The 24,228-nt window shown below is 59.2% G+C and carries 26 protein-coding genes; 9 read left to right on the top strand and 17 right to left on the bottom strand.

Annotated elements, in window-relative coordinates:
• Positions 1-12 precede the first annotated feature (12 nt).
• Positions 13-219 (top strand): hypothetical protein, encoded by a 207-nt coding sequence (locus tag EV130_RS02880; protein ID WP_074063983.1) that lies wholly within the window; start codon positions 13-15, stop codon positions 217-219.
• A gap of 13 nt (positions 220-232) precedes the next feature.
• On the opposite strand, the gene EV130_RS02875 is transcribed toward EV130_RS02880, so the two are convergent.
• Both EV130_RS02875 and EV130_RS02870 read right to left on the bottom strand, forming a co-directional pair.
• Complete coding sequence (locus EV130_RS02875; protein ID WP_074063982.1) at positions 233-955, bottom strand: metallophosphoesterase family protein; 723 nt, start codon at positions 953-955, stop codon at positions 233-235.
• A 10-nt stretch (positions 956-965) separates the two neighbouring features.
• Positions 966-1,772 carry a nucleotidyltransferase family protein gene (locus EV130_RS02870; protein WP_074063981.1) on the bottom strand — a complete coding sequence of 269 codons (807 nt, stop codon included), beginning with the start codon at positions 1,770-1,772 and terminating at the stop codon, positions 966-968.
• A 209-nt stretch (positions 1,773-1,981) separates the two neighbouring features.
• On the opposite strand from EV130_RS02870, the gene EV130_RS02865 reads away from it, so the two are divergent.
• From EV130_RS02865 to EV130_RS02855, 3 genes are all read left to right on the top strand, one after another.
• The gene (locus tag EV130_RS02865) at positions 1,982-2,203 is read left to right on the top strand and encodes a hypothetical protein (RefSeq protein WP_132549145.1); all 222 of its coding nucleotides are present in this window, start codon (positions 1,982-1,984) and stop codon (positions 2,201-2,203) included.
• Positions 2,200-2,448 carry a hypothetical protein gene (locus EV130_RS02860; protein ID WP_132549148.1) on the top strand — a complete coding sequence of 83 codons (249 nt, stop codon included), beginning with the start codon at positions 2,200-2,202 and terminating at the stop codon, positions 2,446-2,448. Before EV130_RS02865 ends, EV130_RS02860 begins: the two co-directional genes overlap by 4 nt.
• Positions 2,449-2,588: 140 nt before the next feature.
• Positions 2,589-2,894: a hypothetical protein gene (locus EV130_RS02855; protein ID WP_132549151.1), complete on the top strand. Its 306-nt coding sequence runs from the start codon at positions 2,589-2,591 to the stop codon at positions 2,892-2,894.
• A gap of 228 nt (positions 2,895-3,122) precedes the next feature.
• Here EV130_RS02855 and EV130_RS02850 read toward each other — a convergent pair whose 3' ends face one another.
• From EV130_RS02850 to EV130_RS02835, 4 genes are read right to left on the bottom strand one after another with little or no spacing between them, the layout of a single operon-like run.
• Entirely contained in the window at positions 3,123-3,962 is an 840-nt protein-coding gene (locus tag EV130_RS02850; protein ID WP_074063977.1) for a metal ABC transporter permease, read from the bottom strand.
• Entirely contained in the window at positions 3,959-4,816 is an 858-nt protein-coding gene (gene sitC, locus EV130_RS02845; protein WP_132659176.1) for an iron/manganese ABC transporter permease subunit SitC, read from the bottom strand. Before sitC ends, EV130_RS02850 begins: the two co-directional genes overlap by 4 nt.
• A complete protein-coding gene (locus EV130_RS02840; protein ID WP_132659174.1) occupies positions 4,816-5,718 on the bottom strand; it encodes a manganese/iron ABC transporter ATP-binding protein in 903 nt (300 codons plus the stop codon). The genes sitC and EV130_RS02840 overlap by 1 nt, the downstream gene beginning before the upstream one ends.
• Positions 5,715-6,629 carry a metal ABC transporter substrate-binding protein gene (locus EV130_RS02835; RefSeq protein WP_074063974.1) on the bottom strand — a complete coding sequence of 305 codons (915 nt, stop codon included), beginning with the start codon at positions 6,627-6,629 and terminating at the stop codon, positions 5,715-5,717. The genes EV130_RS02840 and EV130_RS02835 overlap by 4 nt, the downstream gene beginning before the upstream one ends.
• A 249-nt stretch (positions 6,630-6,878) precedes the next feature.
• Here EV130_RS02835 and EV130_RS02830 point away from each other — a divergent pair, with 249 nt between their 5' ends.
• Together EV130_RS02830 and EV130_RS02825 are read left to right on the top strand one after the other, a co-directional pair.
• Positions 6,879-7,742, top strand: coding sequence for an alpha/beta fold hydrolase (locus EV130_RS02830; protein ID WP_132549157.1), 864 nt, complete (start codon positions 6,879-6,881; stop codon positions 7,740-7,742).
• Positions 7,743-7,791: 49 nt separating this feature from the next.
• Positions 7,792-8,013 carry a hypothetical protein gene (locus EV130_RS02825; protein ID WP_132549160.1) on the top strand — a complete coding sequence of 74 codons (222 nt, stop codon included), beginning with the start codon at positions 7,792-7,794 and terminating at the stop codon, positions 8,011-8,013.
• Between the two features lie 126 nt (positions 8,014-8,139).
• Here EV130_RS02825 and EV130_RS02820 read toward each other — a convergent pair whose 3' ends face one another.
• On the bottom strand, positions 8,140-10,143 hold the full coding sequence (locus EV130_RS02820) for a putative bifunctional diguanylate cyclase/phosphodiesterase (RefSeq protein ID WP_081377208.1): 2,004 nt from the start codon (positions 10,141-10,143) through the stop codon (positions 8,140-8,142).
• Positions 10,144-10,408: 265 nt separating this feature from the next.
• Here EV130_RS02820 and EV130_RS02815 point away from each other — a divergent pair, with 265 nt between their 5' ends.
• The gene (locus tag EV130_RS02815; protein WP_132549163.1) at positions 10,409-11,446 is read left to right on the top strand and encodes a class I SAM-dependent methyltransferase; all 1,038 of its coding nucleotides are present in this window, start codon (positions 10,409-10,411) and stop codon (positions 11,444-11,446) included.
• A gap of 118 nt (positions 11,447-11,564) precedes the next feature.
• On the opposite strand, the gene doeB is transcribed toward EV130_RS02815, so the two are convergent.
• The 10 genes from doeB to ehuR form a co-directional block, all read right to left on the bottom strand.
• Positions 11,565-12,563 carry a N(2)-acetyl-L-2,4-diaminobutanoate deacetylase DoeB gene (gene doeB, locus EV130_RS02810; protein WP_132550004.1) on the bottom strand — a complete coding sequence of 333 codons (999 nt, stop codon included), beginning with the start codon at positions 12,561-12,563 and terminating at the stop codon, positions 11,565-11,567.
• A gap of 7 nt (positions 12,564-12,570) precedes the next feature.
• Positions 12,571-13,752, bottom strand: a complete 1,182-nt coding sequence (doeA, locus tag EV130_RS02805; RefSeq protein ID WP_074063969.1) for an ectoine hydrolase DoeA — start codon at positions 13,750-13,752, stop codon at positions 12,571-12,573.
• A gap of 31 nt (positions 13,753-13,783) precedes the next feature.
• On the bottom strand, positions 13,784-14,776 hold the full coding sequence (gene eutC / locus EV130_RS02800) for an ectoine utilization protein EutC (RefSeq protein WP_074063968.1): 993 nt from the start codon (positions 14,774-14,776) through the stop codon (positions 13,784-13,786).
• The gene (eutB, locus tag EV130_RS02795; RefSeq protein ID WP_132659172.1) at positions 14,773-15,774 is read right to left on the bottom strand and encodes a hydroxyectoine utilization dehydratase EutB; all 1,002 of its coding nucleotides are present in this window, start codon (positions 15,772-15,774) and stop codon (positions 14,773-14,775) included. Before eutB ends, eutC begins: the two co-directional genes overlap by 4 nt.
• Positions 15,775-15,778: 4 nt before the next feature.
• A complete protein-coding gene (gene eutA / locus EV130_RS02790) occupies positions 15,779-16,555 on the bottom strand; it encodes an ectoine utilization protein EutA (RefSeq protein WP_074063966.1) in 777 nt (258 codons plus the stop codon).
• 1 nt (position 16,556) lies between these two features.
• Complete coding sequence (gene ehuD / locus EV130_RS02785) at positions 16,557-17,216, bottom strand: ectoine/hydroxyectoine ABC transporter permease subunit EhuD (RefSeq protein ID WP_074063965.1); 660 nt, start codon at positions 17,214-17,216, stop codon at positions 16,557-16,559.
• 3 nt (positions 17,217-17,219) lie between these two features.
• Complete coding sequence (gene ehuC / locus EV130_RS02780; protein WP_074063964.1) at positions 17,220-17,879, bottom strand: ectoine/hydroxyectoine ABC transporter permease subunit EhuC; 660 nt, start codon at positions 17,877-17,879, stop codon at positions 17,220-17,222.
• 69 nt (positions 17,880-17,948) lie between these two features.
• A complete protein-coding gene (gene ehuB, locus EV130_RS02775; protein ID WP_132549169.1) occupies positions 17,949-18,788 on the bottom strand; it encodes an ectoine/hydroxyectoine ABC transporter substrate-binding protein EhuB in 840 nt (279 codons plus the stop codon).
• A 50-nt stretch (positions 18,789-18,838) separates the two neighbouring features.
• Positions 18,839-19,624: an ectoine/hydroxyectoine ABC transporter ATP-binding protein EhuA gene (gene ehuA / locus EV130_RS02770; RefSeq protein ID WP_074063962.1), complete on the bottom strand. Its 786-nt coding sequence runs from the start codon at positions 19,622-19,624 to the stop codon at positions 18,839-18,841.
• Positions 19,625-19,744: 120 nt separating this feature from the next.
• Positions 19,745-21,130, bottom strand: a complete 1,386-nt coding sequence (ehuR, locus tag EV130_RS02765) for a MocR-like ectoine utilization transcription factor EhuR (protein ID WP_074063961.1) — start codon at positions 21,128-21,130, stop codon at positions 19,745-19,747.
• A 100-nt stretch (positions 21,131-21,230) separates the two neighbouring features.
• On the opposite strand from ehuR, the gene EV130_RS02760 reads away from it, so the two are divergent.
• Positions 21,231-21,710 carry an Lrp/AsnC family transcriptional regulator gene (locus EV130_RS02760; RefSeq protein ID WP_165918476.1) on the top strand — a complete coding sequence of 160 codons (480 nt, stop codon included), beginning with the start codon at positions 21,231-21,233 and terminating at the stop codon, positions 21,708-21,710.
• A gap of 1,010 nt (positions 21,711-22,720) precedes the next feature.
• Positions 22,721-24,217, top strand: coding sequence for an NAD-dependent succinate-semialdehyde dehydrogenase (locus EV130_RS02755; protein ID WP_074063958.1), 1,497 nt, complete (start codon positions 22,721-22,723; stop codon positions 24,215-24,217).
• Positions 24,218-24,228: the final 11 nt, after the last annotated feature.

Genomic DNA, 24,228 nt, shown 5'->3' with positions numbered 1-24,228 from the left:
AAGGAGGAAATGATGACCTCGTCCAAGCATGCAAAGACCACCAAACCACGCGACATCGACCTGTCTGACGATCCAGGCATCGGCCGTTCCCGCGGTATCGTTTCTCCGCCGGATGACGAAGCACTCCAGGCCGACAATACCGTCGAAGGCGATACCGCCAACGACACGACGCCTCAGGGCGGCATCGATCCGCGTCATCGAGGCCGGACTAATAAATAGCAGTGAGGACTGGTCACAGCTCGAGCAACGCGTAGGGCTTTCCAGTCGGCTTTTCGACATGGGATGCGACATTGTAGACCGGGGCGCCGCCCGGGGTGCGGCCCTCATAGGATCCGCGATGGGCATGGCCATGGACGACCGCATTCACCCGAAACCGGTCGATCGTTTCCGCAAGCCGTGAAGAACCGAGGAACGGATAGATTTCCAACGGCTCGCCCGCCACGGTTTCGGCGATCGGTGCGTAGTGCAGCACAACGAGTGAACGATCCGAACGCACCTGTCGCATCGCGTTTTCCAAAAGCATCGATTCCTCGACACTTTCGGCGACCATCGCCTTGATGGCGGTTTCGCCGAATGAGCCAAGCATATGGCGCCCGAAGCCGCCGACAAATCCCTTGACGCCGACGAAACCGACGCCGGCGATCTCCGCGGCCTGGCCGTTCAGCAATTTCACGCCGACGTCGGTCAGAATTTTGCAAACATCGTCGACCTGGCCGCTTTCGTGATCGTGATTGCCGAGGACGGCAACGGTCGGCACGGTGCAATGGCGCAGATCGCTCGCAAGCAGTTCGGCTTCCTTGGGCCGGCCGAGGTCGGTCAGATCGCCTGCAATCACCAGAACGTCGGCAACCGAGGAAATTTCGGCAAACAGATCCTTGTAGGATTTTGCGCCGTCTTCCGTGACGTGGAGATCGGCCACCGCCGCAATCGTCACGTTCTTTCGCTGATCATCCATCACGTTTCTCCTAATCTCCTCGCAGTTCGCCTTCGCCGCCGACATCGGCAAAGCCCCATTCCTTGACGTCGATCTCGAAATCGACACGGGAATACATCCGGCCGCGGCATATCTTCATTTGCGGGAGCGGCAATTCCTGCTGCGCCTTGAGCCGGTTTAGAAGCTCCTCCAGCAACCACTGCGGAATCTTGTCGCGCTCGGTCGGGTAGATCCACCTGAAATTGAGAAGATGGATGAGTAGGACTTCCCAATGGACTTCGAGATAACCGAGCAGCTTGCGCCAATCGATGGAATCATGCGCCTTCAAAATGACGTGCGCGACATCGGCGCCATCATAGCGGTGCCGCAACTGGACAAAGCATTTGGACCAGACGAGTTCGGTCGGACTGACGATCCTGACAGTGTGACCGCACATCTCGACTTTGCGCGCGTCCTCGAACCAGTCGTCGCCAACAGGCATGGTGCCGTTGGACGAAGCAAATATGACATCGAAGAAGTGATTGCCCTTCAGGACCTTTCCAAGCCAGCGCTCATCTTCGACTTCTACAGCGTAACCTTTGGATTTGAAGTGCCCCAGGATACGGGCATAGTCGCCGGCTTTGCAGAATATGTCGAAATCCTTCGTCTGGCGCGAAATACCGGTGTAGGCGCACACGGCGTAGGTGCCGGCGACTAGAAACGGGATACGGGACTTCACGAGTTCCTGAACGGCTTCGGTGACGAACGGCTCGGCATCCGGATCGATGAGCTGCGGAACCGCCTTTGCTTTCATGAGCACGTCATTGTTTCTGTCCTGTCCGGCTGTTCGCGCGGTCATCGTCGATCCCTGCGTTGATACGCAAAGCAACACCTGGAGTGGCTCGATGTTCCCAGGCCTTTCGTTTCAGGCGATGGCCTTCGATGGGCAGCGGGCAGGAAAACCTCCCGGATCGGGCCGGAACTTCGCAATCTCCGCGTCGTTTGGACCATGACAAGCGCGTCCGCGCCCAAAAAAATGCTTTGCGATAGCTGAATTTGGAGGATGCCATGGACAGACGAGCAAAACTATCGACCGGCACAAGCGACAGACCAAGCAAGGAAACCATTGCCGGAAGCGGGCCCGGCATTTCCGACGACAGCGGCCGGAAGGTCGAGCCGACGGATGAGGAAGCCAAACGCAAGAAAACTTCGCTGTTGAACGATCGGCGCGACGATCTCAAGGACAAGCTTGATGAGCAGATCGATCTTCCCCAAAGGGGTTCGCCATGAGCGAGATGAGAAAAGACAGGTCTTCCACCTCGGTTGCGCCGGATACGAAAGCCGGCGACGGGAAAGGCGCGAGGAGCGAGAGCTCGGATAAGGATCCTGTCCAGCGACCATCGTCATCGTCTGCCGGAAAACGCACCAGGCTCAATGCCGGCAGAATTGCGGTGGCTCTGATCGGCACGATTGGTGTGGTGGCATTCATCCTCTATGTGACGATCGTCCTATACGGCCTGGTCAAAGGTTCCTGATCGCGCCCGCCGGTGCGATAGATGCGGTCGATCGCCTCCGCGACCGTGACGCTGGCGCTGGCGTTCCATGCAAAGTTTGAGTTGACCGTTTTCGATGGCGAGGCGAAACTTGCAACCGGCAGCAGGGCAGGAGGAAAAGGATGGAGGAGCCAGACAGCTGGCGCCACATGGCAAGCGCCCCCAAAGACGGCAGTCGGATCATTGTCACGATCCGCCCGTCCGAACAGGGGCCGGCAGAGGTTGACCTCGCCTATTGGTCAAATGGCGATCAGTTCGGCGCAGAAGGCTGGCGCGCCTCTGATTCTTCGCCCGGCCGCATCATCGAATATGCCGAGCCGGAATTGAAGTGCTGGATGCCGATGCCCTCGGCCAACCTCAACCGCGGCTCGATGCCCTCGCCTTGGGAAGGCGACGACGCCCAGCAGGTCGACGGCTCAGGAATCTAGACCCGCACCGCATGAACCAAGAAAGTCTGCCGGATGGCGATGGCGCATTTTCCGTAACCTTTCATTGTCGAGCGCGCCGCCGAAGACCGCGAACTTTCTTGAAGCTGCCGGGGACTTGCCAATCTCGACAAGTACCCCTTCACGGCTTTCGTCGTGGGTCCTCGTAACCTGTCGCGGTCGGGGATCCGCTCCTCGTTCACCGGCAGCGTAAAGTTGTCAGGCGTGGGCCTATTGCGGTGTCGCCTGGGACCGCTTCGTCCTTACAGTGACGACAAAGGCGGCCGTAAACAGGATGGAGAGCATCAACACAATGGTCGGCGCCGGTGCGCTATCAATGTAAAAAGAGAGATAGATTCCAGCACCTGAAGCGATTAAGGCGATGGCCACCGACAGGATCAGCATCCTGCTGAAGCTCCGCGTCAGCAGGAAGGCAATAGCGCCCGGTGCAATGAGCATCGCGATGGCGAGAATAATTCCGACTGCCTTCAGCGCTCCGACAACGGTCAGCGAGATCAGGCAAAGCAAGCCGTAGTGCAACAGGTTGACCCGAAGGCCGACGGCCCTCGCCTGGGTCGGATCGAAGGCGTGCAGCAGGAAATCCTTCCACTTGATGCCGATGATGCCCGCGGTCAATGCCGCAATGACGGCTGCCTCGGCAATGTCGCGCCAAGCAACGCCCAGCATGTCGCCGAACAATATGTGGTCGAGATGCACCTCGGACTGAATCTTGACGTAGAGCACCAGGCCGAAGCCGAACATGCCGGAAAACACGATGCCCATCACCGTATCCTGCTTGATGCGGCTGTTGTCTTTCAAAAAGCCTGTCGCAACCGCGCAAAACATGCCGGTGACGAAGGCGCCGACTGCAAAAGGGATGCCGATGATATAAGCAATGACCACGCCGGGAAAAACCGCATGGGAAATGGCGTCGCCCAGCAATGACCAGCCCTTGACCACGAGAAAGCAGGAAAGCAACGCCGTCGGCACGGCCACAAGCATCGAGATGACCAGCGCATTGACCATAAAGCTGAACTGGAAAGGCAAAAGCAGCGTCTCGAGGATATTCATTGACGGGCCTCGTTAACTTCGGCCGCCCTGCGGCGCGCAGCCAGCATCCCGTGTTTGGGAGCAAGGAAGAAGGCGGCAAGGAAGAGGAGGGTCTGCAGCACGACGATGATGCCGCCAGTTGCTCCGTCCAGGAAATAACTCGCATAGGCGCCGACGAAACTGGTCGCCGCACCAATGACGACGGCGATCGCGAGAAGCCGTGGAAAGCGGTCCGTCAGCAGATAGGCAGTGGCGCCCGGGGTCACCACCATGCAGATCACGAGGAAGGCACCTACCGTCTGGAGGGCGGCGACCGTCGAGGCCGAAAGCAGCGTGAAGAACATGATCTTGAGTGCAGCTGGATTGAGGCCGATCGACCGTGCATGGGTCTCGTCGAAGAAGGTGACCATGAGGTCCTTCCACTTGACGATCAGGATGGCGAGCGAAACAAAGCCGATGATGGCGAGCTGGAGAGTGTCCTCCGGCGTGATGGCGAGAATGTTGCCGAGCACGATGGTCTGGACGTTCACCGAAGTCGGCGACAGGGACACCATGAAGAGGCCGAGCCCGAAGAAGGAGGAGAAGATCAGACCGATAATGGCGTCCTCCTTCAGCCTTGTACGCTGGTTGAGAAAGAGCATCGCGGCCGCCGCAAGGCCGCCGGAGAAGAAGGCGCCGGCCGAAAAGGGAAGTCCCAGCATATAAGCGCCGGCCACCCCTGGGACGATCGAATGGGAAAGTGCATCGCCGATCAGTGACCAGCCCTTGAGCATCAGATAACAGGATAGGAACGCGCAGACACCACCGACCAGAGCCGACACCCACATGGCATTGAGCATGTATTCGTAGGTGAAGGGCTCAACGAGAAAGGCCATCAGCGCGGACCTCCATCGCCCCGTGGCTCGTTCGCCACGAGCCGGCCATCTTGCAGCACGAGCGGGCGTTCGTCATCGGTCATCACATCGATCGGATGTGACTGGCCATCCTTGGCCTCGGCCAGCATGAAGTGGCGCAGCACGCCACCAAAGGCTTTTTCAAGATTAACCTGCGTGAAAGTCTCGGCAGTCGTGCCATGGGCGAGCACAGTGCCTTTGATGAGCACGGTACGGTCGCAGAATTCGGGCACCGAGCCGAGATTGTGCGTGGAAACCAGCATGACTCGGCCCTCGTCGCGCAGTTCGCGAAGCAATGCGATAATCTGGTCCTCGGTCTTGACGTCGACACCGGTGAAGGGCTCATCGAGCAGGATGACGCGTCCGTCCTGGGCGAGCGCACGGGCCAGGAAAACGCGCTTCTTCTGCCCGCCCGACAGCTCGCCGATCTGGCGCGTTCGGAAGTCGGCCATGTTGACGCGTGCGAGTGCCGATGAGACCGCAGCGTGATCGGCCGCCTTCGGAATGCGCATCATGCCCATGTGGCCGTAGCGGCCCATCATGACGACGTCTTCGACAAGGACTGGGAAATCCCAATCGACCTCCTCGCTTTGCGGCACGTAGGCGACGAGGTTCTTGCGCAGCGCCTCACCGACTGACATCCCGAGCACTCTTATTTCTCCCTTGGCGAGACGCACGAATCCCATGATCGACTTGAACAACGTCGACTTGCCTGAGCCGTTGACCCCGACCAGCGCGGTGATCGTGCCCATCGGGATCTGGAAACTCGCATCCCAAAGTCCGGTATGGCCATTGCGGTAGGTGACGGTGGCGCTTTTCACCGCGATGCCCGATCCCGCATCGAAAGACGCGGGGCGGGCAAGATTGCTGAGGGTTTCATTCATTGCGACAGGCCCTCGACAAGGCCCTTTTCGACAGTATCGGAGGTGACACGGAGCAGATCGATATAGGTCGGCACGGGTCCGTCCTCTTCGCTGAGGGAATCGACATAGAGCACGCCACCGTAGTGTACGCCGGTTTCGCGCGCCACCTGCCTGGCCGGCTTGTCGGACACCGTGCTCTCGCTGAAAACGGCAGCGATCTTGTTGGCCTCGACGGCATCGATCACTTTGCGGACCTGTTGTGGCGTTCCCTGTTGATCGGCATTGATCGGCCAAAGATAGAGTTCCTTCAGGCCAAAGTCACGAGCGAGGTAGGAAAAGGCGCCCTCGCTTGAGACCAACCAGCGCTTGTCCTCGGGAATCTGTGCAAGCTTTTCTCGGATCGGCGTAATGGTCGCCTCGATTTTCTCTTTATAGGCGGCAGCGTTGGCCTCGTAGGCCGCGGCGTTCTTTGGATCGTATTTGACGAAGGCATCGCGGATGTTGTCGACATAGATCAGGCCATTCTTCGGCGACATCCAGGCATGCGGATTGGGCTTGCCGGCATATGGTCCTTCGGCGATGCCCATCGGTTGAACGCCTTGCGAGACGACGACACCGGGAACGTCACGGAGATTGACGAAGAACTTTTCGAACCAGCGCTCGAGATTGAGGCCGTTCCAGAGGACAAGTTGAGCGCCCTGCGCCCTTTGTATGTCACCAGGTGTCGGCGAATAATTGTGGATCTCCGCACCCGGTTTGGTGATGGATTCGACGATGGCGGCATCGCCCGCCACGTTCTTGGCCATGTCGGCGATGACCGTAAACGTCGTCACCGCCTTGAACTTCTCCTGGGCTGCTGCCGGCATCGCTGTGACCGCCACGAGTGCTGCCGCGATCAGTCCGGCCAACAAGCGCCCTACCCGTTTCAACATGCCGATGCTCCTTGCTGCGAATGATTTGCATATGCAGTCTTATGGAAAGGTCCACATCTTTGCAAGTGCGACTTATTCGCAATTATGAGTAACTCATGAATTCGATCTTGCCTTAAAGGGGGCAGCGACCACCACGGCGCTGCCGCCCGATTGTGCGGAAAAATATACACCCCGACCTGTCGGATTTCGCAAGGGGCCTTCGTCTTATGATCGGCACTTGCGAAAACACCAGACAGCGAGGAAAGACGAATGTTCCGCACAGCCCTGATCGCAGCAGCTCTCATTGTCAGCAGCTTTCTCGTTGCCGAGGCACAACCGGCGGCCAACCGCGTCAAGGTCAATGGCATGCAGATCTATTACGAAGTCTCCGGCGATGGCGACCCGCTGGTCGTGCTGCACGGCGCCTATATGAACATCCCCTCCATGGGATCAATTATCCCGAAGCTCGCCAAAACCCATAAAGTCTACGCGCTCGAACTTCAGGGCCACGGCCGCACCACCGATATCGACCGGCCGATCACCTATCCCAGCCTGGCCGACGACGTGGCAGCCTTTATGGACGCGGTCGGTCTCAAGAAGGCCGATATATTCGGTTACTCCATGGGTGCGGCCGTCGGGCTGCAGGTTGCCATCCGCCATCCCGAAAAGGTGAACAAGCTGATCGCAGCCTCCGTCGCCTATGATGCTGAGGGCTGGCAGCCGCAGTTCAGGGCCTTCATTCCGCAAATGACGGTGGAAATGTTTGTCGGCATGCCTTTCGCCGAGGACTACCGCAAGCTTGCCGCCAATCCCGATGGTTTTCCTGCCCTGGTCAAGAAGCTGATCGCGCTCGAACACCAGCCGATGGCATGGGAAGCGGACGTCAAGGCGCTGAAGACACCGGTGCTGATCATCACTGGTGACGCCGACGTTGCGACACTCGAACATTCCGTGGCCATGTTCCGGCTGCTCGGCGGCGGTACGATGGGCGACATGGGCAAGCCGCTGCCGGCATCGCGCCTGGCCGTCATGCCGGCGACGTCGCACACGGCTGTCATCAACCAACCCGAGCTACTGCATGCCTTCATCGAGCCGTTCCTGAAAGGCGAAACGCCGAAGGGCATGTTCGACTAGTGTCGGCATCGCTGCCAGTCGCAATTTCCCGTCGACGATCAAGCCAATTGTGACGCGCGGCACCCAGAACAAAGGCCAGATGGTGAGCCTTCGCATCCAGCCCGGGCAGCGGACAGATTTTTTCGCCATTAACGAAACAAGGCGCCAAACCGATGAAAATCACGAAAGCCTGAGTTTCATCGCGAACGGCCTGCCGCTTTCTGCTGCTCACCATCGATATCGGCTGCCCTCGCGCGATCTCATCGCCTTCAAACAGGTGCCGGCGATCTGAAATACTGGCATGAGGGGCCTTTGAGACCACGCTTCAGGTACGGGTTCTTCTGCCACCCGAAATGGAAATAGACTCCATCTCCGTAAGCAAAGGCAACTTAGAGATCCTCAAGGCCGGGACCTCAGATCACGAGGCTTTGGCGCTGTAGGCCAGCTCATCATCGGGGGCGGCCGCCTCCAAATGTCGGCGCGCAAATTCGGTGGCTGGCACGGGCCGCCCCACGTGGAATCCCTGAACATCGTCAATTCGAAACTCCCGCATCAGCTCGAGCTGTTTCTCCGTTTCGACACCTTCTACAAGAATGCGATGCCCACGATTGCGGATGAGCCGAATTATATCGCGCAGCATGGATCTTCCACGCGCCGTATCGCTGTCGTGAAGGAAGGATCGATCAATCTTGACGGTGTCGAAGTCGATCAGTCGAAGCCAGGAGAGGCCCGCGAAACCGGTCCCAAAGTCATCCAGCCAAATCTTGATGCCAAGAGCTTTGAGGTCGCTGATGCAACGGATAACATCCGAATGCATCTCCAGTTCAAGCCCCTCGGTAATTTCGAACGCGATCCTTGCGCCCATCACGCCAGTCTCGGAAAGGACGGCGGCGACGGAAGAGGCAAAACCAGGTGCTCTCAACTGGATCGGCGAAACATTGACGCTCACGAGTTGGACATGATTTTCCGCCAGCAGTTCCCTGCAAACCGTGCGCAGCGCCCAATAGCCAAGTTCCATGATGGCACCGGTTCGCTCGGCCACCGGAATGAAGAGGCCTGGCGGCGCTTCGTTGCCGTCAGGCATGTTCAGTCGCATGAGAGCTTCAACCGCATGCACGTTGCCACTTTCGACGTCTTGAATCGGCTGATAGACAAGAGAGACGAGGTTCTGAGGCACGGCAATCTTCAAAATCGCGGCTATGTGCGCCGTTTCGTCACCGCTTTGGGGATCGTTCGGATCGAAAAGTTCTGCGCAATTGCGGCCGTTTGCTTTTGCCGAGTAAAGCGCGCGATCCGCTTCGTTGATGATCTTTTCAAGTTTCGAACCGGATTCTGGTCTAGTGACTGCCGCGCCAACGCTGACCGTTACCACCGGCACCCCGTCAAGACGCTGCCCGTGCGCAATTTTAAGGTCTTCGACGGTTCGGCGGAGTTTTTCCGCTAGATCCGCAGCCTCCACATCGTTGCGCAGGGCCGCGATAACGATGAATTCCTCGCCGCCATAGCGCCCAATCGTCGCCCCTATGGGCGCCACGGCGTCGTCAAGAGCCGTCGCCACAGCGATCAGGCATTTGTCCCCCTCCTGATGACCATAGAAGTCGTTATATTTTTTGAAGAAATCGACATCGATCAGAAACGTGGCAAATTCGATCCCCTGCGTTTGCCATTTCTCCCAAAAGTCACGCAACTGCTGGTCGACGGCCCTTCGATTTTCAAGTCCGGTCAATGGGTCGGTATTCGACAGTCTCAGAAGTGCCTTTCCACGCTCCGAGGCTTCCTGGTGCTGGAGGTCTGCCTCGTGGGCGTTGAGGAAGACGTTGAAGCGTTCCTTGTTAAGCTTCCAATTCACATAGGAAGTGAATGTGAAACACGACAAGTAGAACGTCACGAAAGCGAGATCGTAGGAAGGACCGGGACTGAAGACTGTAAGCGATGCAAGGAAGATCGCCAGCACCAGGCTCGATGCGATAACCGATAATGAAAAGCGAAAACTGAAGAAGAGATTCGCGCCCATCATGAAGATCGCGCCGAACACCATATAGTAGGACAGACTTTCAACGCTTGTCGTCAACAGCGTCGGAATGACCCATCCCGCATAGCCCAGCACCAAGGCGGCCGCGCATGTCAGATCGAGGTAATTGGTACGGACGCCGTGTCGGAGTTGAACTTCGAGTACGAGCAGGGCTCCGAGCCCGACGATCACCCGCGCGATTATGGTGAAGATCGCCACATCCGGAACAAGCAGCAGGTCGGTCACGAAGAACATCAGATAGACGGGGACGGCCAACCAAAGGCCAGCGCGGGTCGATGCTCTGCGTCGCTGATCGCCCTGTTCAAGATAGAGAGCGCGCAGCTCGCAGGACTGATAAGCCTTTTGCTGCGCAAAGAGCGTTGTCTCGACTTCTGCCAGCGTGTGCCTCATGCACGGTTCACCCGAACTCATCGATATTGAAGGGTTCCGCCCGCTCCCGCGACGTCGAAACAATTTGCTGTCATTGCAGATCGCACAGCCAAGGTTATCGCGACGATAGTTATTGCCGATGAAGTTTTGGTTAAGCCCCCATCCCGGCACAAGGTTACCGGGCGACAATGGGTTACTGATTTTCCGATATGGCGCCATTTATAAAACTCTGGCGCGAGGCAATTTCTTTTTCTATAATTAGCTTAGTATTAACGGAAAGAACAAAGTGAACCGATTTCAGACAGTTCTCGACGGAGTTAGTCTCGTCACCCCTGATCTCATCGCAGGAAGTTCAAAAATATCAGACAGCGGGTATCTGCAAGAACGCTTCATTGAAGGGCGTGCAGAACTGGCAGTTTTGCTCGCCTTAAGCGAGCAGCAATTCCAGAACCGCTTGCCGGCAGCAGAAATCGTCCGCGATCTGACGACGCGGCTGAGCGACCTCAGGCAAAAGCTGCCTTCCTCCGTCTGGCAGCGCCTCACGCCCATTGCTCGCGAACATCCCGTCTCTGCCTATCTGCTTGAAGATCCCCTGACGCGCTGGTCCTTCGAAAAACCTCGCGGCTACTCGGGCGACGCTCAACTTCTCGACTTCATTTATGAGCATCCGAGCATGAGCCCGGCGATCGAGCAGGCTTCCGCCCTGGGACGGGATCTTTATGCCTACACAAAGCAAGCTTCGTCATCTGTCGCTGTGCGCGAAAGGCGTAGCATTCTGACCGCAAAGGTGGACGCCATCGCATCTGATCGGCCGGGCGACACCGAGATCCTGACGATCGCTGCTGGACATCTGCGGGAAGCGGACCAGTCGCAAGCGTTGAAGGAAGGCGCAATCAGTCGCTGGGTGGCGCTCGACCAAGACCCGCTCAGTGTCGGATCAGTATCGCGCGACTTTGCCGGAAGTCGGGTCGAGGCCATCAATGGCTCCGTACGCACGCTCTTGTCACGTTCCCAGCAACTGGGGCGTTTTGACTTCATCTACGCTGCCGGCCTCTATGACTACCTTGCGCACAACGTGGCAGTGAAGCTTACCGAACGTTGTCTGCAGATGCTCAAGCCCGGCGGCCAGTTTCTATTTGCCAACTTCGCGCGCGACATACGCGTCGAGGGATATATGGAAACCTTCATGAACTGGGCTCTTCTGTGGCGGTCTGAATCGGAGATGTGGTCGATTATCGGCGGCCTGCCAAATCAGGATCGTTTTGAAGCAAAGGTGCAGTTCGGCGAAAACAGGAACGTCCTCTACGCGATCCTGCAGACCTGACGTTCGATGCCAATGCCAGCGGCCCGAGACATAGACGGCCCTCCTGCCCCACGGCTTAAGTGAACAAGCCAGCAAGAGCGCCGCGCCTGAGCGCGGCGCTGTTGTCATCTCTGCAGGTTTAGACTGCTAGGACCGCGGCGCAATCGCCGGGCTTTATCAGTCCCGGAAAATGCCGCGCAGCGAGGATTCCCGTCATTTTCGAGCGGAGCTCGACCGGAAGACCACCGGTCCTTCCGACCTGATGGATGCGAGCCACGACCTCACCCTTTCGCACGGCCTCGCCGAGGTCGAGCGCAAATTCGACGAGCCCCGCCTCCTCTGCAAAGAGGAAGCAGTCTTTATCCGGCATGTCGAGCCATTGGCTTGGCTGCGGATCGACAACGCCCTCAACGATGCCGGCATGCTTCAGAACGTTCATCACCCCGCGTTTGGCAATAGCTGCGCTTTTCGCCGTCGCCGTCCCGCCGCCGCCGAGCTCGGTGGTGATGAAGATTTTGCCCATCTCCTCGGCGGCCGTGTCGTACATGCCGACGGCGTCGATCTCCAGCATTTTCATTGAGTAGGGCGCTCCGAATGCCTGAACGAACTCGAAACCCTTTGCCTCCTGTTTCTTGTCTGGAAGAACGTGGGCGGCGCAGAAGGGCAGAAAATCGAGTGTCCTGCCGCCTGAATGGAAGTCGAGCACGATATCGGCAAGCGGCAGAAGGACCCGCTGGAAATAATCGGCAATCTTCTGTGTGACCGTGCCGTCCGGTCTGCCCGGAAAGCTGCGGTTCATGTTGCCCTTGTCGATCGGCGAGGTTCTGGTCTGTGACAGGAACGCCGGGTAGTTCATGGCGGGGACGATGATGACGCGGCCTTTGACCTCTTCTGCCCGAAGCCTGCGGGCAAGATCGAAAAGTGCGATTGGCCCTTCATATTCATCGCCATGGTTGCCGCCTGTCAAAAGAGCAGTCCGGCCTCGGCCATTTCGTATGACGGTGATCGGGATCATGACCGATCCCCATGCCGAATCATCGCGGCTGTAGGGCAGCCGCAAGAAACCATGCTGAACGCCGTCCACCTCGAAATCGACCGTCGCACTGATCGGCGATGGGCGCATTGTTGTATCGCTCATCATCCCATCAGTCCTTGACCATCAACTTTCGCGGCACATTGGCGAGGCACTCGACGCCAGTCTTCGTGATCAGAATGCTTTCGGTCGTCTCAAAGCCCATGTCTTCGAGCCAGAGACCTGTCATGAAATGGAAGGTCATGCCTGGTTTCAATTCCGTCTTGTCGCCGGGACGCAGGCTCATGGTCCGCTCGCCCCAATCCGGGGGATAGGAAAGCCCAATCGGATAACCAGTACGATTGTCCTTCACGATCCCGTATTTCTTCAGCACCGCAAAGAAGGCATTGGCGATGTCTTCGCAGGTGTTGCCGGGTTTTGCGACGGCAAGGCCAGCCTCCATGCCTTCGAGGGTTGCTTTTTCCGCATCGACAAAAGCCTGCGTCGGCTTGCCGAGGAAAACGGTGCGCGAAAGCGGCAGATGATAGCGATTATAGCAGCCGGCGATCTCGAAGAAGGTTCCCTCGCCGTCTTTCAAAGGCCGGTCATCCCAGGTGAGATGCGGGGCAGAGGCCTCCACGCCCGACGGCAGCAAAGGCACGATGGCCGGGTAATCCCCACCGATCCCGTCGACGCCTCTTGTGCCTGCATCATAGATCTCCGCGACGAGATCGCATTTGCGCATACCGACTTCGATCTTGTCGAAGATGCGCTGATGCATTGCTTCGACAATGCGTGCGGCATTGCGCATATATTTGACTTCCGTCTCGCTCTTGACGGCGCGCTGCCAGTTAACGAGCGCCGTGGCGTCGACAAAACGGGCATTCGGCAGATGCTTCTGCAGCGAAGCGAAGGCAGCAGCCGAAAACCAGTAATTGTCCATCTCGACCCCGATCGAAACCTTGCCGAGGCCGCGGTCCGTCAGGATGCCGGAGAGGTAGTCCATGGGATGGCGCTCGGTCGACTGCACGTAGTGATCGGGATAGCCGATGATGTTTTCATGCTTCAGGTAGGCGGTGAGCTTCGCGCCATTGGCGTCCTGCCCGCGACCGAACCAGATCGGTTCGCCAGAAGGCGGCACGATCACGGCCTGATGCACATAAAAGGACCAGCCGTCGTAGCCGGTCAGCCAGGCCATGTTCGATGGATCGCTGACGATCAGCACTTCGACGCCCCTGGCTTCCATCGCCTTTCGGGTCTTGTCGAGGCGGGCGCCGTATTCCTCGAGCGAAAATTTGAGTCTAGGCTCACTCATGGTTTTTCTCCTTGTCCGGTGCCGCACCGGATCAGCTTTCGAATTTCGTTCCGGCGTTGGCGGCGCTGGCTCGCGCAAAGGCAAGCGTGGCGATGGCGGTGTCCTGTATGCCGGTGCCGGTCAGGTCTGCGATCGTGATTTGCATTGCGTCCGAACGGCTCTGACGTTGACCGGCTACGATCTGTCCAAGCTCCGGAAATGCCGCGTCGGCGGCAACCGCGCCTGTTGCGATCGCGTGGTGGAGTTCGCCCAGCCGACGCGTCTGCTTCAGGCTGTCGGCGACATAGAGCCCCGCCTTGGCAAACGCGACGGGATCAATCTCGTTCTTGTGTTCCGCATCAGAACCCATGGCTGTCACATGCTGGCCGGCCTCCAGCCATTCGGCCTTCAGGATCGGTGTTTGCGAAGGCGTGGTCGTGACGATGACGTCGGCCCCGGCGACCGCATCCTTCGGGTCCGCCACGGCGGTGACTGCCAGCCCAAGCGCGTTTGCGAGCTGTGCGGCAACACCTTGCGCCTTGGCAAAATCGCGCGCCCAGATCCGCGCCTGGCAGATCGGCCGTACCAGCATCAGCGCCTCAAGCTGCAGTTTCGCCTGCACACCGGCCCCGAAGATTGCCGCGACCTTCGAGTTCTCGCGGGACAGATGCTTTGCTGCGACGGCTCCCGCAGCCGCCGTTCTGACATCGGTCAGGTAGCCGTTGTCGAGGAGCAATGCTTGAACAAGGCCGGTTCTGCTGGAAAGCAGCACCATCATTCCGTTCGTGCTTGCAATCCCGATTTTGGGATTGTCGAAGAAGCCGGGACTGATCTTGATGGCAAAACTCTCGATGCCCGGGACGTAGGCCGTCTTCACATCGACTTCGCCACGATGTTCGAAAACGTCGAGTCTCAGGATCGGGGGCATGGAGACAGCTTTCGTCGCCAGCGCTGCGAAGGCGTCCTCGACGCAGCTGACCGTATCAAGATCGAGGGCGATGACCTTCCGGAGATCTGCTTCGGTCAGAATGACCATGGAACTCATGCCGCATCCTTTCTGCCAGGCGCGGTCGCGCCGTTGATCACACGTCGATGCTGCTCCATGTCGACATTGCGGCCTGACAGGATCGCAACCACCGGCCCGCTGATCTCGATCTTGCCGGAAAGCAGCGCTGCAACCCCGACAGCACCGGCTCCCTCGATCACCTCGCGTTCCACCCGATAGGCATGACGAATGCCCGCAGCGATCTCCGGTTCGCTCAGAAGAACGACGTCGTCAAGCAGGTCGCGGCACATCGACAAAGTGAGCTGGTTATTGAGGCCGATGCCGCCACCCAAGGAATCGGCAAAGCTCTCCTCTTCCTGGACCTCCACCGGGCGCCCTGCCTCAAGGCTTGCTTTCATGGCAGCACCCCGCTCCATGGTCAGGCCGATGATGCGCACCTGTCGATTGATCGCTTTCAGCGCGGCTGCGACACCACAGGCCAGCCCGCCGCCCGACAGCGGCACGAGGACCGTTGCGGCATCGGGGCAATCCTTGAAGACTTCCAGCCCGAGCGAGCCCTGCCCCGCAATCACCCTGGCGTCATCAAAGGGTGGGACCGCGACCAGCCCGCCCTTTTGTACAAGTCGGTCAACCTCCCGCTGGGCGTCGTCCTGCGAGCGTCCGATGATTCGAACATTTGCGCCGAGCCGGCGGATCTCGGACACTTTGTTTTCGGGAACCAGCCGGGACATGCAGATGGTCGCCGTAGAACCCTCGGCCCTGGCGGCAAAGGCAAGCGCGCGCCCGTGATTGCCGGTTGAGGCGGCGACGACGCCGCGCGCCTTCTCCTCTGCCGAAAGCGAGAGCACGGCATTGGTGGCGCCGCGCAACTTGAAACTGCCGGTGATCTGCTGGTGCTCGAGCTTCAGGTAAACGGCTGTGCCTACGCGTTCGCTGAGTACGTCCGACCTTATGATCGGGGTTTTCCGGACCCGGCTGGAGATGCGCTCGGATGCAAGAATGATGTCCCGCAGGCCGACTGGCAAAGAAGTGGTCATGACATCACTCCGGATAAGGCATTGTCATGAGAAGGGCGACCTGCGGCCACGCTTTCTTCTCGCCGCACAGCCTCAGGCAGGCCCAGGCAGTCGCAAGGTTGCTGCTGACCACCGGCTTTCCGATCTTGCGTTCGATCCTGCCTGCGACCTGGGCGGCACGCAGCGCCGTGCAGGAGATGAAGAGGGCATCCGATCCTGGCGCAGTTGCGTCAAGCCCAAGCGCTGCGATGTCGTCCGGCGCAATCCGCGCCATCTCGCGATCGTCGGTGAATCCAAGGCAGGTGAACCGGTCTATTTCGAAACCGAGCTCTGTAAAATAATCCGCCATCGGCCTGCTTGTTGCGGCGGTGTAGGGCGTCAGGACCGATATTCTTTTTGCGCCGAAGGCGCGCAGTCCTTTGACCGCAGCCGCCGTTGGCGTGACAACCGGCACGCCGGGCTTTGCAGCGGCGATTGCCGCCTCGACCTTGGCGTCACCGATGACGACCGATGCGGACGTACATGAATAAAGGATAGCGTCAAGCGGTTCGTCTGGCAGGATAAGCCCTGCTCCTGACGTCAGCGAAGGCTGCATTTTCAGGAGGTTTTCCGGCGTCGTCGGATTGGCGTAATGGATGCGACTCACATAGACGCCGATGCGATTGCTGGCGACCATTCGCTGGAAGTCGACTTCCGTCGTATGGTCGGTTGCAAGGATCACGAGGCCCACGCGCTTTTCCACGGGGCGTTCGTCCAACCGCGGACGGTGACTTGCCGTCAGGATATCGATCGTCGCCGTCATATCAATCTTCCCTCCGCGCATAGCGCTCTTCGAGCCAGCGCAGCCCGATCACCGAGATCAGGCTGATTGCCAGGAAAAAGACGCCGACCAGGGTCATCGGCTCGATATAGCGGTAGTTGCTGTTGGCGATGCTCTTGGCTTGGTTCATCAGCTCGAGCACGGTGATCGCAGAAAGCAGCGGCGTCTCCTTGAACATCGCGATGAAATAATTGGCGAGCGCCGGGATCATCGGAGGGATCGCCTGCGGCAGGATGACATGGATCCATGCCTGGCGCATGGTGAGGTTCGTCGCCTTTGCCGCTTCCCACTGCCCACGCGGCACGTTTTCGATGCCGGCGCGGTAGACTTCCGCGGTATAGGTCGCATAGTGCAGGCCAAGGCCGATGACGCCGGCGACAAGTGGCGCAAGTCTGATGCCGATGTCCGGCAGCACGTAGAAGATGAAGTAGAGTTGTACCAGGAGCGGCGTGCCGCGGATGAACTCGCAGAAGAAGCCGACGCTGCGCGCTAGCACGGTGACAGGCGAACGCCGTACAAGCGCGATCGCAAGGCCAAGGGTCGCCGCAACCACCGCGCCGAGTACCGTGGCAAGAATGGTGATCTTGAAGCCTTCGATGAGCGTCGGCATGATCTGCCAGACGAAGTCCCAGTCCCATTCCATCGGCTAGCCCCTCATCCCGTCGAGACCGCGGCCCATGCGCCGCTCAAGCCAGCGCATCGCTGTCGAAATTGCCCAGGCCATCAGGAAGTAAAGAACGAGAATGGTCGCAAACGGGATCAGCGTGTTGCCTGTCTGTGCCCGCACAACCTGCGCCTGGAAGGTCAGATCGGTCAGCGAGATCAGCGAGACGACGGCCGTACCTTTGAGAAGTTCGATCGCATTGTTGCAGAATGTCGGCAGCATCAAGGGCAGCGCCTGCGGCAGGATGATGTGGCGCATGCGCTGGTAGCGCGACAGGTTGAGCGCGATGCAGGCTTCGGTCTGTTCGCGCCCGATGGCTTTGACGGCACCGCGAACGACTTCTGCTGCATAGGCGCCGACATTAAGTCCGAGAGCAAGGACGCCGGCCTGGAGCGGTGTCAGGGTGAGCCCGGCAAAGGGCAGTACGAAATAGACCCAGAAGAGCTGCACGAAGATCGAGGTGCCGCGAAAGAACTCGATATAGGCTGTTGCAAGCGCCCGCACGGCGAAGAAAGGCGACAGGCGTGCAAGCCCAGCGACGAATGCCATCACAAGCGCCAATGCCGATCCCATCAGCGTGAGCTTGATGGTGACGAGCGCACCTTCCAGGATCAATGTGAGGTAGCCGGACCATACCGACATCTGGACGGGTCCCTTTCAGGAGATTTGAGGAACCGGCTCCGCGCGTGGGCGGAGCCGGACGTCGGCGGGCTATTTTGCTGCGCAGAGCTTTTCGCGGCTGGTCGACATTGCGGCTGCGGCCGAGAAGCCGTAGGGCTCGATAATCTTTGCGAACTCGCCCGATTCCTTCATTTTCTTGAGCTCGACATCATAGGCGTCGCGAAGGGCAGCGTCCTGCTTGCGGAAGGCCGCACCATCGCAATAGACGGGGGCGCCTACGACCGGTGCGACCGTCTCAAGGTTTACATCGTTGGCCTTGGCCATCAAATCGTGGATCGACAAAACCGGCAAGGAGTAGGCGTCGATGCGGCCATCCTGCAGCATCTTGATGCCGCTCTGGCCGTCCGGGACGACGATGACACGATCGCGCGGCACGCCGGCCTCAAGCGCGAGCTTTTCTTCCGTGCCACCGCCCGGTGCGCCGATCTTGGCATTCGGATTGTCGGCGATATCCTTGTAGCTCTTGAGCTTCAGCGGGTTGCCCTTCTTGACGGCAAAGGCTTCCGCGTCGCAGAGCATCGGCTCCGAATAGGCAACAGCAGCACAACGCTCGGGCTTCATGAAGAGGCCGGCGGTGATCGCATCGTGACGGCCGGCCTGCAGGCCCGGGATCATCGCTCCATATTCGGAAATCGAGGCGACAACTTCCTTGACGCCGAGACGTTCAAAGATCACGCGTGCAACGTCGGGGGCAGCGCCCGACACCTTTCCGTCCGCGCCGACCGAGGTGAACGGCGGCTCGTTTGCAATGGCGATGCGGGCAAAGCCCTGCTCTTTGAGCTGCTCGAGATCGACGGCCTGTGCTGGCGCAACCGCTGCCGAAAGAAGTGCGGACAATGCGGCGGCACCTAGAAGAATTGTCTTTTTCATGTTCCCTGCTCCTGGTTTTCCTTGGATTATCGCTTTGGGCTGCATGGCGGTCAGATGCGATGTCCGGCCGCGATGATCTTGCGCAGGAAGATTTGCGTCCGCTCCTGCGTCGGATTGCGGAAAATGTCGTTGGGACTGCCTTCCTCGACGATCTTGCCGCGGTCGAAAAAGAGTACGCGGTCGGCGAAATCATGGGCAAAGCCCATTTCGTGCGTGACGAGAAGCATCGTCATGTCGGTTTCCGACGCGAGGTGCTTCATGACGCTCAACACCTCCTCGACGAGTTCGGGATCGAGCGCCGATGTCACCTCGTCGAAGAGCATGATCTTCGGTGACAGCGCGAGGGCTCTGGCGATTGCGACACGCTGCTTCTGGCCGCCGGACAACTGGGCAGGTACGCTCTTGGCCTTGTCAGCCATGCCGACCATGTCCAGGAGCTCCATCGCACGCTTTTGCGCATCCGCCCGCTTGATGCCTTTCGTCAGCATCGGCGCAAGCGTCACGTTGTCGAGGACACATTTGTGGGGAAACAGATTGAAGTGCTGGAAGACCATGCCGATCTTCTCACGCATGCGATGCAGGTGGCGCTCATCGGCCGGCACAAGCTCGTTGCCGCGCGGCATGTGATAAAGCTGCTCGCCGTCGACCTCGATATGACCGCCGCTGATCGATTCAAGCGTCATCAGGATGCGGAGAATGGTCGTCTTTCCCGATCCCGACGGCCCGATCAGCGCCAGCTTCTCGCCCGGCATGACATTCATCGACAAACCGTCGAGCACGGTCAGTGGACCGTACTTCTTGACGATGTTGTCGATGCGGATGATGGGCGCCGTCATTCATCTCTCCCTGTTGAGACAGGCAATGCACTAACGATGACGGCCGATCGAAATCATGTCAATTCGCAAAATAATATCATGACAATTATTCTGACTCTGCCCATTTCGCGGGCAGCAGCGTCAAATCGCAAGCAGCAGCGCCTCTGGATTTCCTTGCGCCAGAGATGCGACAATGCCCAGGCCGGTTCGCAATTCGTTTTCCGTGGTCGAGCCGAGCGAGATGCGCACGGCGGGGGTCCACCCCTGATCAGCAGTCCTGAAAGAGGTGCCGGGTGCAATTGCAACGCCCCGCAGGCGGGCCTGCGACACGAAGGAATCCTCCTGATGGGCGCCCGAAAGCGGCAGCCACACGTGCAGGCTCTGGGGATGGGCGCGATAGGCCAGGCCCGTCAATGTCTCTGCGGCGATCGCATGCCGGCTCTTCAACGCCTCGCGCTGCCACCTGACAAGTTCCAGAGCCGTACCGTCGCTTACCCAGCGGGTGGCGATTTCGGCAATCGCCGGCGTCGCCATCCAGCTCGAAACGAGATGGCGGTTGGCAACAGCGGCGACGTAGCGGTCGGGTGCTGCGAGATAACCGATGCGCAAGCCCGGTACGGTGATCTTCGTGAAGCTCGTGACATAGAGTGTGCGCTCCGGCGCAAAAGCGGCAATCGGCGGTGCGCGATCTTCCACCAACGGACCCAGGATGTCGTTTTCGATGATTGCGATATCATGGCGTGCGGCGACATCGGCAAGCTGCTGGCGGCGATTTGCACTCATCAGCGCCGCCATCGGGTTGATGACGGACGGCTGCAGAAAGACCGCCCGGATCGGGCCCCTGCGGCAGGCCTCGTCGAGGGCTTCGGGAATCATGCCCTCCTCGTCGATCGCCAAGCCTTCCAGATGAAGGCCGAGATAGGTGGAGAGGGGCACAAGCGTATGGTGGCTGATGGCTTCGGTCGCAACGGTGGCGCCAGGTGGGGCAACGCTCATCAACGCGACGGTCATGCCGGAGGTCGCTCCGTTCGTAAGGCAGATATTCAAAGGAGAGACGTTCAGGCCGCAGCGGGAAAGCCAGTCGGCCGCAATGGCGCGGTGGCGCGGAAAGACCATGTTCGGTCTGAAAGACAGGGCCGAACTTGACGGAAGATTTTCCGAAAGCCAGGCGAAGGCTTGGCGCATTTTTTCAAGATGGACCTGCTCGCAGACCGGCTTGAGGATCGAAAGGTCGATCACCTCGCCGAGCCGCTCCGGCAGGTAGGGCGGTTCGGGCTCGCGCGGCTGCGTCTGCACGAAGCTGCCGCGGCCGATCTCCCCCGATATCAGGCCCCGTCGGATCAACTCGTCATAGGCCCGGCTCACCGTCTGTACGGAAAGCTGCAGGTCGTCGGCCATCTTCCGGTGCGGTGGCAGCCGGTCGCCGTCCGAGAGCTTTCCGTCGGCAATCGCGCGGGCGATCTGCTCGGCGAGCGAAAGATAAGCCGGCCGGCGAAGCTGGGAGTGATCGGGGCGCCAATTTGTCATGATTTAAACACTGATGAAAATCAGTTCAATTGACAATGGCAAAATGGGCTCCCATTGTCTTTTCCTCACCTTTGGAATGATTTGCGCAGCTGGGAATGCCATGAAACTCGACGCCATCGATCTGCGTATCCTCGACGCCATTCAGCGGGATGGACGCATCACCAAGCTGGCGCTTGCCGAAAAGGCCGGCCTTTCGCCAACACCTTGCTGGATGCGGCTTAGAAAGCTGGAAAATGCTGGCATCGTTACCGGCTACCACGCCCGCGTCGCGCTTCGCCGGATCGCTCCGGTTGCGAGCGTCATTGTGGAAGTGACGCTCGCCAATCATCGCCAGAGCGACTTCGAGCGCTTCGAGCGTGTGATTGCCACCATTCCGGAAGTCGTCGGCTGCTGGTCGGTCGGCGGCGGGATCGACTATTTCTTGAAGATCGCAGCGCCCGATATCGACGCCTACCAGCGGCTGATCGATGACCTGCTTGACCGTGAACTCGGCATCGAGCGCTATTTTAGCTATATTGTCACCAAGACGGTCAAGGACGAGACGGTCCTTCCCGTTGGCTCTTTGATTGGCCGTCCGTGAACAATCTTGGACGACGTCAGTATCGGCTGGATGTGAGCGCGCATCGGCAGGGGAACCCGAAGCTAACCAGATCCGCTCGGGTTGGAAGAACTCTCAATCATCTGCGATGAGGTTAAAGCCGACAAGGTGGCCGGCGCCTCATGCTGTTGTCGGTCGACGGCAAGGAGCATTGTCCTTGGACCGCGGGCGAAGGGATCGATCGGATGGAACCGTAAGCCCGTGCAGGTGTTAAGAACGGACAAGCAGGTATTTGCTCAACTCAAACAGGGGATTTCCATGAACAATCTTATTTGGCTTGTCGGTGCCGTCGTCATCATAATCGCGATTTTGAGTTTCTTCGGCCTTCGCTGAGCGTCAGACGCCGGTGATGAGACATGCTGCAGCCTGCCGCGCGCCGCGCAGAGCTGGCTGCCGCTGTTCATCAGAATACGATAATCGGCGAAGGTTTAATCGAAGCTTTGGTCTCTGGCGGCACCGGTGCCGGGACTGGTCCGGCAATCGCTCGCTCGTCCGCCCCAATCCCCCCAAAAAGCAAGGCTGCTGCTGGCAGCCTTGAAATGTCGCCCGGTTGATAGCCGGTCCTTCCTTGATGTTGTCTGCATCAATGTCCTTCAACCCGTCAGCTGATAGGCCGCCCACCCCGCGGAAGGTGATGCGCAAACCGGCCGGTAGAGAGATCAGCCGCTGCACGCCGGGGCCCTAGCCAATCTTTCTCTTCTGGCTGCCGGCAATGGACAATTTCTCGCCTCCGCCTGTGGCAGACTTACCTCGTCGGCAATGAGAAGGCATGAAAGAGACCGCGCCCGCTGAGAGGACGGATCGCTGAGATGCAGGGGGGATCGAGCGACAGTCATACTTCCAGCCTTTCGGCCCAATGGTTCGAGAACCGAAGGACGGAACAACCTGTCCAGCAGAACAATTGGCAAAAGACCGACCAAACCTAACCGAACCCAGGGAAAGCCGGCAAATGGCGGTTCCTTGCCCCTTGCGTTCTTTCATTGGAGATAATCATGACCGCGGTTTTTGCCCGTCCCGATTTTCACAACGCGCTTTCACGCCTCAAGGACAGGCATCTCCTGCGCGATCTCGCCTATATCGGCGGACGCTGGTCGGCGGGCGACGCCGGCAAGCGTTTCGAAGTCACCGACCCTGCGTCCCGAACTACGGTTGCCTGGGTCGCGAGCCTCGGCGCGGACGAGACGGCAATTGCCATCGAAGCGGCGGCGCGGGCAATGCCGGCCTGGCGCGCCATGCTGCCACAACACCGGGCAAGAATCCTGCGCAACTGGTTCGACCTGATCCTTGCATCAAAACAAGATCTCGCCTTGATCATGACCCTCGAGCAGGGCAAGCCGCTTTCGGAATCCTTGGGCGAGATCGATTATGCCGCCTCTTTCGTCGAATGGTACGGTGAGGAAGGCAAGCGGCTGAATGCCGAAAACGTCACGAGCCATCTTTTGGATGCTGAGATGATCGTCCGCCGCGAGGCGCTTGGTGTCGTCGGCATCGTCACGCCGTGGAACTTTCCGTCCGCCATGATCACGCGCAAGGCTGCGGCAGCACTTGCTGCGGGCTGCACCGTCGTTGCCCATCCTTCATCCGAGACCCCGCTTTCGGCACTCGCGCTTTGCGAGCTCGGCGAGCGCGCCGGGATCCCGGCGGGCGTGTTCAATGTTGTCACCGGCGATGCGGAAACGATCGTCGGCCGCATGTGCGAGGACGAGCGCATCAGGGCAATGAGCTTCACGGGCTCGACCGGGATAGGCAAGCGCATTGCCGCTCAATGCGCGTCAAGCTTGAAAAGACTGGTGATGGAGCTTGGCGGACATGCGCCGCTTATTATATTCGACGATGCCGACATCGAGCGTGCGGCCAGAATTGCCATCGACGCCAAATTCGCCACGTCGGGTCAGGATTGCCTGGCTGCCAACCGTATCTTCGTGCACCGCCTCGTTGCTGATCGTTTCGCTGACGCATTTGCGCGCCACATCAGAGCGTTAAAGGTGGCAGACGGCCTTTCGGCGAATGCCGATATCGGCCCGCTGATGCACGAACGTGCCATCGTCAAGGTCGAGGAACAGGTCTCCGATGCGCTGAAACGCGGAGCCAAACTGGTCACCGGCGGTAAACGTCACCCCGCCGGCCAACTTTTCTTCGAGCCGACGCTGCTGACAGACGTTCCTGCCGACGCTCTCATCATGCGCGAGGAAACGTTTGGTCCGGTCGCAGGCATCAGCGTCTTCGACACTGAGGACGAAGTGATCGCAAAAGCAAACGCCACCGAATACGGTCTCGTCGCCTATGTGGTCACGGAAAATGGCGCCCGGCAGATGCGCCTTGGACGTGCGCTCGAATACGGCATGGTGGCGATCAACCGGGTGAAGATCACCGGCGGTCCCATTCCTTTCGGCGGCTGGAAACAATCCGGACTTGGGCGCGAGGGCTCAAGGCACGGCATCGAAGCTTTCACCGAGCTCAAATATCTTTGCATCGACACGGCCGCCTGAGGCCCTTCCCT

Origin of the sequence: Rhizobium azibense (assembly GCF_004342325.1) — a bacterium.
In the GTDB taxonomy this organism is placed as follows: Bacteria; Pseudomonadota; Alphaproteobacteria; order Rhizobiales; family Rhizobiaceae; genus Rhizobium; species Rhizobium etli_B.
Note: the sequence above shows the minus strand (reverse complement) of the source record. Positions and strands in the feature narration are given on the sequence as shown.

Bases quoted from the DNA above. Each gene is read 5' to 3' on its own strand.
- EV130_RS02880 (WP_074063983.1), top strand. From the start codon at position 13: ATGACCTCGTCCAAGCATGCAAAGACCACCAAACCACGCGACATCGAC.
- EV130_RS02875 (WP_074063982.1), bottom strand. From the start codon at position 955: ATGGATGATCAGCGAAAGAACGTGACGATTGCGGCGGTGGCCGATCTC.
- EV130_RS02870 (WP_074063981.1), bottom strand. From the start codon at position 1,772: ATGACCGCGCGAACAGCCGGACAGGACAGAAACAATGACGTGCTCATG.
- EV130_RS02865 (WP_132549145.1), top strand. From the start codon at position 1,982: ATGGACAGACGAGCAAAACTATCGACCGGCACAAGCGACAGACCAAGC.
- EV130_RS02860 (WP_132549148.1), top strand. From the start codon at position 2,200: ATGAGCGAGATGAGAAAAGACAGGTCTTCCACCTCGGTTGCGCCGGAT.
- EV130_RS02855 (WP_132549151.1), top strand. From the start codon at position 2,589: ATGGAGGAGCCAGACAGCTGGCGCCACATGGCAAGCGCCCCCAAAGAC.
- EV130_RS02850 (WP_074063977.1), bottom strand. From the start codon at position 3,962: ATGAATATCCTCGAGACGCTGCTTTTGCCTTTCCAGTTCAGCTTTATG.
- sitC (WP_132659176.1), bottom strand. From the start codon at position 4,816: ATGGCCTTTCTCGTTGAGCCCTTCACCTACGAATACATGCTCAATGCC.
- EV130_RS02840 (WP_132659174.1), bottom strand. From the start codon at position 5,718: ATGAATGAAACCCTCAGCAATCTTGCCCGCCCCGCGTCTTTCGATGCG.
- EV130_RS02835 (WP_074063974.1), bottom strand. From the start codon at position 6,629: ATGTTGAAACGGGTAGGGCGCTTGTTGGCCGGACTGATCGCGGCAGCA.
- EV130_RS02830 (WP_132549157.1), top strand. From the start codon at position 6,879: ATGTTCCGCACAGCCCTGATCGCAGCAGCTCTCATTGTCAGCAGCTTT.
- EV130_RS02820 (WP_081377208.1), bottom strand. From the start codon at position 10,143: ATGAGGCACACGCTGGCAGAAGTCGAGACAACGCTCTTTGCGCAGCAA.
- doeB (WP_132550004.1), bottom strand. From the start codon at position 12,563: ATGAGCGATACAACAATGCGCCCATCGCCGATCAGTGCGACGGTCGAT.
- doeA (WP_074063969.1), bottom strand. From the start codon at position 13,752: ATGAGTGAGCCTAGACTCAAATTTTCGCTCGAGGAATACGGCGCCCGC.
- eutC (WP_074063968.1), bottom strand. From the start codon at position 14,776: ATGAGTTCCATGGTCATTCTGACCGAAGCAGATCTCCGGAAGGTCATC.
- eutB (WP_132659172.1), bottom strand. From the start codon at position 15,774: ATGACCACTTCTTTGCCAGTCGGCCTGCGGGACATCATTCTTGCATCC.
- eutA (WP_074063966.1), bottom strand. From the start codon at position 16,555: ATGACGGCGACGATCGATATCCTGACGGCAAGTCACCGTCCGCGGTTG.
- ehuD (WP_074063965.1), bottom strand. From the start codon at position 17,216: ATGGAATGGGACTGGGACTTCGTCTGGCAGATCATGCCGACGCTCATC.
- ehuC (WP_074063964.1), bottom strand. From the start codon at position 17,879: ATGTCGGTATGGTCCGGCTACCTCACATTGATCCTGGAAGGTGCGCTC.
- ehuB (WP_132549169.1), bottom strand. From the start codon at position 18,788: ATGAAAAAGACAATTCTTCTAGGTGCCGCCGCATTGTCCGCACTTCTT.
- ehuA (WP_074063962.1), bottom strand. From the start codon at position 19,624: ATGACGGCGCCCATCATCCGCATCGACAACATCGTCAAGAAGTACGGT.
- ehuR (WP_074063961.1), bottom strand. From the start codon at position 21,130: ATGACAAATTGGCGCCCCGATCACTCCCAGCTTCGCCGGCCGGCTTAT.
- EV130_RS02760 (WP_165918476.1), top strand. From the start codon at position 21,231: ATGAAACTCGACGCCATCGATCTGCGTATCCTCGACGCCATTCAGCGG.
- EV130_RS02755 (WP_074063958.1), top strand. From the start codon at position 22,721: ATGACCGCGGTTTTTGCCCGTCCCGATTTTCACAACGCGCTTTCACGC.